Below are 5,394 nucleotides of genomic sequence, written 5' to 3' on the forward strand. Positions count from 1 at the left end.
GGGGGCATGAAACGGGACGCTGTTTTTCGCATGGCACTCCCAGGTGGATGACACAGGCGGTCGATTCTGCCAGCGCCCCACTTCGCACTTCGCACGTCACCCCCGCCACTTCACACTGGCCTCACAAACTTCATAGCGCCCTCACAGCGCGCCACAACACTCCCCCCACAACAGTCACTTGTGGAGGATCTTTTGTTCAAACACCCCTTGTTCACCAAGCTGGCGGCGCTGACCGCCATCACCGTGTTGCTGCTCTTTGGCCTGGGCCTGATCGAAGACGTGGTGCGCGACAGGCTGCGCTACCGCAGCATCACCGCGCAAAGCGTGGCCGAGAGCCTGGCCGGGCCGCAGACGCTGATGGGCCCCATGATCCACAGCGCCTGCGTGGAGAGCTGGGATGAAGAAGTCGGCAAGGGTGACGAGCGCCGCATGGTCGAAAGGCGCCGCGAATTCATCCTGACCGCCATGCCCGAGCAGCTCAAGCTCACCACCGGCGCCGCGATGGAAGAACGCGCACGCGGGCTGCACAAGGTGAACACCTACAACCTCAAGGCCAACGTGACGGCGCAATGGGGGTCGCTGGCCAGCCTGCTGCCGCAGAGCAGCATGAAGAATTCGCGCATGCACTGCGGCGCGCCCATCGTGATGATGGCCGTGGGCGATGCGCGCGGCATCCGTACCGCGCAGTTCACCATGGGCAGCCAGGCGCTGGCGCTCAAGCCCGGCACCTTCCACCCCACCTACAGCCGGGGCCTGCATGCGGTGCTGCCCGAATCCGTGCGCGGCAAGGCCGACGGCCTTACGGCCACCTTGGACCTGGAGCTGGTGGGCACCGAGCGCCTGGCCATCGTGCCGCTGGGCGGCAACACCGAGGTGCTGATGACCAGCAGCTGGCCCCACCCGTCGTTTGCCGGGCGCTTTCTGCCGTCGGAGCGCGAGGTCAAGAAGACCGGCTTTTCGGCCCAGTGGCGCCTGTCGTCGCTGGCCACCACGGCGCAGGCCGACATTGCGAATGGCAAGCGCATCTGCCTGGGCGCCGATGAGGGCAGCGACTATGCACACAGCGGGGCCACGCCGGGCGACTGCGCCGACAGCTTTAGCGTGGCCTTCATCGACCCGGTGAATCCCTATTCCCTCTCTGACCGCGCCACCAAGTACGGCGTGCTGTTCATCGCCCTCACCTTCGTGGCCGTGGGCCTGTTCGAGCTGATGAAGAAGCTGCGTGTGCACCCGGTGCAGTACCTGCTGGTGGGCAGCGCGCTGTGCAGCTTCTTCCTGCTGCTGGTGAGCCTGTCGGAGCACCTGCCGTTTGGCATTTGGTACGCGGTGGCCGCGAGCGCGTGTGTGCTGCTGCTGGCCTATTACGCCAGCCACATGCTGGGCGGGCTCACGCGCGGTGTGCCACTGGGGGCGGGCATTGCGCTGCTGTATGGCCTGCTGTACGTGCTGCTGCAGCTGGAGCAGACAGCGCTGGTGGTGGGTGCGATTGCGCTCTTCCTGGTGCTGGCAGCGGTGATGGTGCTGACGCGCAAGGTGAACTGGTACGGCCTGTCGCAGGGCGGCACGCCCCCGCGCCCCACCATGCCGCCCGTGCAGCGCCCCGCAGCCCCGCGCGCGGAGGCTGCATGAACGCCGCCGCGCAGACCACCCGCTGGGCCCAGTACCTGGCGCAGGCCCAGGCACTGACGCCGCCCGCCAGCACCGGCCCCGCAAGGGGCCCTGCGCTGACCGCCGCCGAAGCGGCCCGCGTGCAGCGCCACCGCGACCAGTTGATGGCGGCCCTGCGGTCGCAGGACCGGCTGGCCTTGCACTGCGCCAAGCAGCAGGTGCTGGACGCAGCCTTTTGCCCCCACCGTGCCGAGGCGGACCACAGCCACGGAGGGCCTGCAAGCGGCGCTGCAGATTCGCCCGCCCTGCGCCGGGCGCTGCGCGACCTGGCGTGGCGCACAGCGGCCTTGCTGGTGCCGCGCCACCCGGAGTTCTGAAGGTGTCCCGGGGGCCGTGCGCAGGCCCCAGGGGCACAATTTTTAGTAAAAACGGGTGGTAGCGCTAGTGCAATATGCGCCGGCAGCTATCAAAAACAGAGCATCTACACTACCACGGTGCGGCTGCGCCCCTCGCGCTTGGCGGTGTAGAGCGCAGAGTCCAGCAGGCGCAGGGTGATGTCCAGCGGCCGCAGCGGGTCGAACAGGGTGAGCCCCATGCTGACCGACAGCACCAGCGCCGGCTCGATGCCGGGCAACGGGTGGGCGGCCAGCGCCGCATGCACACGCTCGGCCACCACCTGTGCCTGGTCGAGCCCGGTGGCGGGCAACAGGGCCAGAAACTCCTCGCCCCCCCAGCGCCCCAGCACATCGGCCGCGCGGAAGACATCGCGGCACAGGGTGGCAAACAGCTGCAGCGCCTGGTCACCCACATGGTGGCCGTACACATCGTTCACGCGCTTGAAGTGGTCCAGGTCCATCATCAACAGGCTGGCTGGCTCATTGCCGCGCTGCAGCAGTGCCCATTCCTGGCGCAGGCGATCGGTGAACGAGCGGCGGTTGGCCAACCCGGTCAGCACATCGGTGTGGGCCAGCACCGCCATCTGGTGGCGCGCCGCCTCCAGCTCCATCAGCATCTGGCCCTGGCGGTCGTTGGCACGCTTGAGCTCCAGCAGCCGGATCACCTGGCGCGCCAGGGCACTGAGCAGGTCCTGCACCTTGGCTGACAGCTCGCGCGGCCGGTGGTCCAGCACGCACAGCGTGCCCAGCACAAAGCCATCGGGCGTGACCAGCGGCGCCCCGGCGTAAAAGCGCAGTGGGTTCTTCTGCGTGACGATCGCATAGTGCGCAAAGCGCGGGTCTTGTGCCAGGTCGGGCACGATGAAGACGCCGGACTGGCGGATGGCATAGCGGCACACCGACTCGCTCAGCGGGGTTTCCCGCAGCGCAAACCCACGGGCGGCCTTGAACCACTGGCGCTGGCTGTCCAGCAGGCTGATCAATGCCACGGGCGCTTCGCACACGTAGCCCGCCAGGTCGGCCAGCTCGTCGTAGGCGGGCTCCATGGGCGTGTCGAGAATGCCGTAGCGCTGCAGGGCCTGGAGACGGGCCGTGTCGTCGCAGGGGTCGTCGGGAGGGGTGGTGTCGGCCATGATGCGAAGCGGCCGCGCCGCCCCCAATTGCCTTGAGATGGGGCAGCATGCCACACAAGCAGGACGGCTGCACGGGTGAAAGCCCGATGGCCCCCGGGTCACGCCAGGGCGGTGCTCTGGCCTTGTTGTGCCTGCCTCTCGTTTGTTCGTTCAGCGTCTGCTGACGCTTGCCGCTGCGGACAGACAGCGCAGCTGCGTCGCTGTCAGGCGGCCACAGCGGGCGCGATATCGCGTTGGGCAGCGGGCTCGCTCGCACCCGGGGCGTCGGTGTCCGAACACGTGGCCCCACCGCAACCGTGGATCAACGCACCCGGTAACGCGCCGGGAGCGTGCACCACGCCGGTCACAGGGTCAAACCCCACACGGCGCAGGTGCAGGGCCAGCGAGGCATCCATGCTCTGCGCATGCTGCGGAAACCACAGCGCCAGCTCGCTGGCCATGACGCGCAGCACCTTCAGGTCGCCCTGTTCGGCGTGGGCCGTGCCTTCACGCATCACCTGCAGCACCACCTTGTGCTGCATGCTGTGGCAGTTGCCCGATGCAAATCGGGTGGAGGCCATCCAGTCGTCTTCCTGCCCGAAATGCTGCTCGGTATGCTCCACCAGCGCGCGCCAGCGGGGCAGCAGGTCGGCGTCACCGGCCTGGTCCACAGCGGCCAGCAAGTCGACGAACTGCCGGTGGGTGTCATCCATCAGGGGCAGGTCGAGGTTCAACGCATCAGACCATTCGAGGTGGGCCATGGGACTCCTTGGGCGGGCAGATCAGACGAAGGTGCGAGCTTAGAAGCCCCGGCCCGGCCGGGTGTTGATGCAGGTCATGGCCACGCCATACGCAGCCAGGCCCTGCACCGCGCGCGGCGGGCAGGGCCTGGTAGTGCAAGGGACTTGGGCGCCCAGCGCCCGCCCCATCAGCTCTGGCCGTACATGCGCTTGGCGTCGTCCACACACTTGGACTTGAGGTCGCCAGTCATCGTCTCGCAGCGCTCCTTGGCAGCCTTGTAGTTGGCTTCATTCTTCTCGGCGGTGGCGTCCTTGCGCGCCTCGGCCACGTTGGCGGCCTTCTCGGCCGCTGTGTCTGCAGGCTTGGCCTGGGCGGCGGCCACCTTGGCGTTTTCCTTGGCCTTCACATGTTCGGCCTTGGCATCCTTCACGCACACGTCCTTGGCGTTGCCGGTCAGGTCGTCGCACTTTTCCTTGGCGACAGCGTAGGCGGCGTCGGCACGGGCTTCAGCCACCTTCTGGCTGGCCTTGGCGCTGGGCTTGTACTGGGCTTCGAGCTCGGCCTTGGCCACGTCTTCGGTGCCCTTGGCTTCCTTCATACAGATGTCCTTGGCGTTGGCCTTGAGGGCATCGCATTTTTGCTTGTTCATCTTGTAGTCCGCCGAGATGCTGTCCTTGGCGGCCTTGTGCTCTGCGGGGGTCATGGCAAAAGCGGTGGTAGCCATCAGACCGGCGGCGCAGGCGGCGATCAGGGTGCGTTGGAATGTCATGGTTTTCTCCTCGATGAAATGGAATGCAATGGGTGTGAATCTTGTAGGGGCTGTGCGCCAGGGGTGGCCTGGCGGGGGCGGGGCGAAAGCCCCGCAGCGCGGTCGCGCTATCAGTCGTTGAAGCGGAAGTCGGGGTGGCGGTCTTGCCATTCCTTGAGCTGCTTTTCGGCCACGTCGCGGGCGATGCCCTGGCGCTCTTGCAGCTTGCCCAGGAACTGTTCGCGCTTGCCGTCGATGACATCGAAGTCGTCGTTCGTGAGCTTGCCCCACTGCTCGATCATCTTGCCCTTGAACTGCTTCCAGTTGCCCTTGATGGTGTCTTCATTCATGGTGTAACTCCTCAAAAAACTTCGCTTCAGCCATCCACTCGGAGTGCGTGGAACCTTTGCGTGATGCGATGGAATTCACTGTAAAAATGATCTGGCGACGGCGCCGTAGTCCATGCCACGCAGCACACGTCAGCACAGGACTACGGGCGTGACGGACATCGCCGATGAAGTGGCTCCCACCCTCTGGCGAAGACGAGCGAGGGCTCCATGCGAAGTACAAAGTGTTGCAATGGCCCATCATTCAGGCCGCCGGCGCAGCGGGCATTGCATAGGAGTGTTTCGCTTGGTAACACTTGTGTTTCCAGGCGGGCGTGGCGTGTGATTTAGTCATGGCTGTGCTGCCAGCGGCAGGCTTTTTGACCACGACCACCATGACACATCCATACGAGGAGACTCTGACAACCGCGGTTGCAGAGGCACCAGAGGGCCTGCCCCTCCCC

Annotated in this window: 6 protein-coding genes; 2 read left to right on the forward strand and 4 right to left on the reverse strand. The window is 66.2% G+C overall.

The annotated features are described in order from the left end of the window. The first annotated feature begins 192 nt into the window (after positions 1-192). Positions 193-1,629, forward strand: coding sequence for a cell envelope integrity protein CreD (creD, locus tag DBR23_RS21125; protein WP_108499503.1), 1,437 nt, complete (start codon positions 193-195; stop codon positions 1,627-1,629). Further along, positions 1,626-1,985, forward strand: a complete 360-nt coding sequence (locus tag DBR23_RS21130) for a hypothetical protein (protein WP_233250644.1) — start codon at positions 1,626-1,628, stop codon at positions 1,983-1,985. Before creD ends, DBR23_RS21130 begins: the two co-directional genes overlap by 4 nt. A gap of 104 nt (positions 1,986-2,089) precedes the next feature. Here DBR23_RS21130 and DBR23_RS21135 read toward each other — a convergent pair whose 3' ends face one another. The 4 genes from DBR23_RS21135 to DBR23_RS21150 all read right to left on the reverse strand — a co-directional run bounded on the left by DBR23_RS21135 (position 2,090) and on the right by DBR23_RS21150 (position 4,954). Further along, complete coding sequence (locus DBR23_RS21135) at positions 2,090-3,136, reverse strand: sensor domain-containing diguanylate cyclase (RefSeq protein ID WP_015012168.1); 1,047 nt, start codon at positions 3,134-3,136, stop codon at positions 2,090-2,092. A gap of 203 nt (positions 3,137-3,339) precedes the next feature. Further along, positions 3,340-3,876, reverse strand: coding sequence for a hemerythrin domain-containing protein (locus DBR23_RS21140; protein ID WP_108499504.1), 537 nt, complete (start codon positions 3,874-3,876; stop codon positions 3,340-3,342). Positions 3,877-4,043: 167 nt separating this feature from the next. Continuing rightward, positions 4,044-4,625: a hypothetical protein gene (locus DBR23_RS21145; protein ID WP_056057507.1), complete on the reverse strand. Its 582-nt coding sequence runs from the start codon at positions 4,623-4,625 to the stop codon at positions 4,044-4,046. A 110-nt stretch (positions 4,626-4,735) separates the two neighbouring features. Next, positions 4,736-4,954, reverse strand: a complete 219-nt coding sequence (locus tag DBR23_RS21150) for a CsbD family protein (RefSeq protein ID WP_056057504.1) — start codon at positions 4,952-4,954, stop codon at positions 4,736-4,738. Positions 4,955-5,394: the final 440 nt, after the last annotated feature.

The organism is Acidovorax sp. HMWF018, from assembly GCF_003061035.1.
Taxonomy (GTDB): domain Bacteria; phylum Pseudomonadota; class Gammaproteobacteria; order Burkholderiales; family Burkholderiaceae_C; genus Acidovorax; species Acidovorax delafieldii.